This window comes from Hydrogenophaga sp., assembly GCF_041633695.1.
Taxonomy (GTDB): Bacteria; Pseudomonadota; Gammaproteobacteria; order Burkholderiales; family Burkholderiaceae_C; genus Hydrogenophaga.
Map to the genome: position 1 here is coordinate 1 of NZ_JBFJMY010000572.1, position 2,347 is coordinate 2,347.

The 2,347-nt window shown below is 68.0% G+C and carries 2 protein-coding genes and 1 pseudogene; 2 read left to right on the top strand and 1 reads right to left on the bottom strand.

Annotated features, from left to right (window positions below; genetic code table 11):
* Window positions 1–426: pseudogene (locus tag ABYB95_RS21830) on the top strand (feruloyl esterase); the annotation flags it as partial.
* A complete protein-coding gene (locus tag ABYB95_RS21835) occupies window positions 423–1,778 on the top strand; it encodes a hypothetical protein (protein ID WP_372661902.1) in 1,356 nt (451 codons plus the stop codon). The pseudogene ABYB95_RS21830 and the gene ABYB95_RS21835, both read left to right, overlap by 4 nt.
* A 54-nt stretch (window positions 1,779–1,832) precedes the next feature.
* Here ABYB95_RS21835 and ABYB95_RS21840 read toward each other — a convergent pair.
* Window positions 1,833–2,347 (bottom strand): molybdopterin-binding protein (locus ABYB95_RS21840; protein ID WP_372661905.1); only part of this gene is annotated, 515 nt, incomplete at its 5' end.

The following is a 2,347-nucleotide window of genomic DNA, read 5'->3' on the forward strand; positions in this document are numbered from 1 at the left end:
CGCGCCGCGTTCGACCTGTTCAGCACCTCGCCGACGGGCAGCGCCGTGACCACCGGCGGCACGCTCTCCGGCTCGATGGTGATCGGTCTGGTCAATGGCGCACCGGTGCCGCTGCACCTGGTGCGTGAATCGTCCGCCAACGTCGGTCTGCGCCTCTTTGCCAACCAGCAGAGTCTGTTGTCGGGCGCTGCCGATGGCAGCTACGCGATGGTCAGCGTCAAGGGCGAGAGCCGCGCTGCCACGGTGTCGGGCAGCGCTTTCAACCTGGGCGGTGCGGCCGCAGTGCTGGCTTACGACACGCCGGTGGTCGGCGTGGCGCAGGCCGATGTGGGACGGCCGGGCCATTTCATCTTCAACAGCGGCGTGCTCGCTTTCGTCTCCAGCCCAGGCGCGAACGCGGCGCTGGATTTTGGAGTGCGGCATTGAAAAACACACGCTTCAGCCTGGCCGCATTCGCCTTGCTCGGCAGCGCAGCGCTCCAGCCTGCACACGCCGCGCCCGGGGTGATTGACGCGCCCCAGGTCGCCACATGCCCCGCACCGGTGCCCGAAGCCACGCGCTGCTACACCGGTGAAGACGGTGCGGGTGCGTTCTACTGGATCGCCATTCCCCGCGACTGGAACCGCGTGCTCGTCATGCATGCGCACGGTGGCCCCGAAACCGGCCCGCCCAGGCCGCAACGCAGCGAGGACGACCTGAAGCGCTGGGCCATCACCGTGAAAGCCGGCAACGCCTGGGCCGGCTCCACCTACCGGCGGGGCGGTTATGGCGTGACCATGGCGGCCGAAGACACCGAACGCTTGCGCCAGATCTTCGTGCGCCATTTTGGTCAGCCGCGCCGCACGCTGTTGCACGGGCAAAGCTACGGTGCAGGTGTGGCCGCGAAGGCCGCCGAACTCTATGCGCCGGTGCACGGTGCCAAGAGTCCCTACGACGGACTGCTGCTGACCAGCGGTGTGCTGGGCGGTGGCAACGCCGCATACGATTTCCGGCTCGACCTGCGCGTGGTCTACCAATACGCCTGCGGCAACCATCCGAGGCCAGACGAAGTGCAGTACCCGTTGTGGACGGGCTTGCCGATGGATTCGACACTGACACGCGCCGATCTCGCTGCACGTGTGAAGGACTGCACCGGCGTCGGTACGCCGGTGGCGCAGCGCACGCCCGAGCAGATAGCGCGCCTGAAAACCATTCTGTCGGTGGTGAAGATCCAGGAGCGCTCATTGCTCGGTCATCTGACATGGGCGACCTGGTTGTTCCAGGATCTGGTGCAAAAGCGCTTGGATGGTCGCAACCCTTTTGGCAACGTCGGCGTGGTCTACCAGGGCTCGGCCGACGATGCGGCGCTCAACGCCGGTGTGGCGCGCTACGCAGCCGACCCGCAGGCCAAGGGCGCGCTGGCGGTCGACAGCCAGCCGACCGGCCGCACCGCGTTACCGACCTTGGGGCTGCATGCGATCGACGATCCGACGGCCTTCGTCGAACTCGAGAGCGCCTACCGCAGCATCCGCGACGCAGCCGGCACCGGCGAGCTTCTGGTGCAGAGCTTCAGCTCGGAGCGCGAGCACAGCTACCTGAGCGATTCGGAGTACCCCGCGCTGTTTGCTGCGCTGCTCGACTGGATAGACAAGGGTGAGAAGCCCACGCCCGAAAGCCTCGCGCAGCGCTGCGCCACCTTGAAGGCGCGGTACGACACCGATGGCAAGAACGGCTGCCACATCCAGCCCGGATGGCAGGCGCCTGCGCTCGACAGCCGCGTGCCGCCCCGCAACCCCTGATGCTGTTCGGGCAGCGCACCCGTGCTGCTCAGCTCTCTCGAGTGCGGGAGCGTTTCAGATCGCGCCGTCGAACATCATCACGTCGACCAGGTCGCCCACGGCCACGTGGCCTTGGTCGTGGTGCAAGACGATCAAGCCGTTGGCTTGCACCATGGAGTTCAGCACGCCCGAGCCCTGGTTGCCGGTGGTGCGCACGCTCAGACGCCCTTGCGCGTCGCGGCTCACAATGCCACGCTGGTATTCGGTGCGGCCAGCCTTTTTGCGCAGCGCTTCGCCGCTGTGCGCCTGCAGCAAAATCGGCGGGCTGGCCTGGCCACCCATCATGCGTTGCAGGGCAGGGCGCACAAAGGCGAGGAAGGTCACCATCACCGCCACCGGATTGCCCGGCAAACCGAACAGCACGGACGAGCGACCCGCGCCGCCGAGCCCGTCGCCGGGCCGCCCCAAGGCGGGCTCAGCCCCCGCGGGGGGCAGCGACCCGCGCAGCGGTGGAGCGTGGGGGCAACTGATCCGGCCCACCGCCATGGGGCGCCCTGGGCGCATGGCGATGCGCCAGAACGCCACGTCGC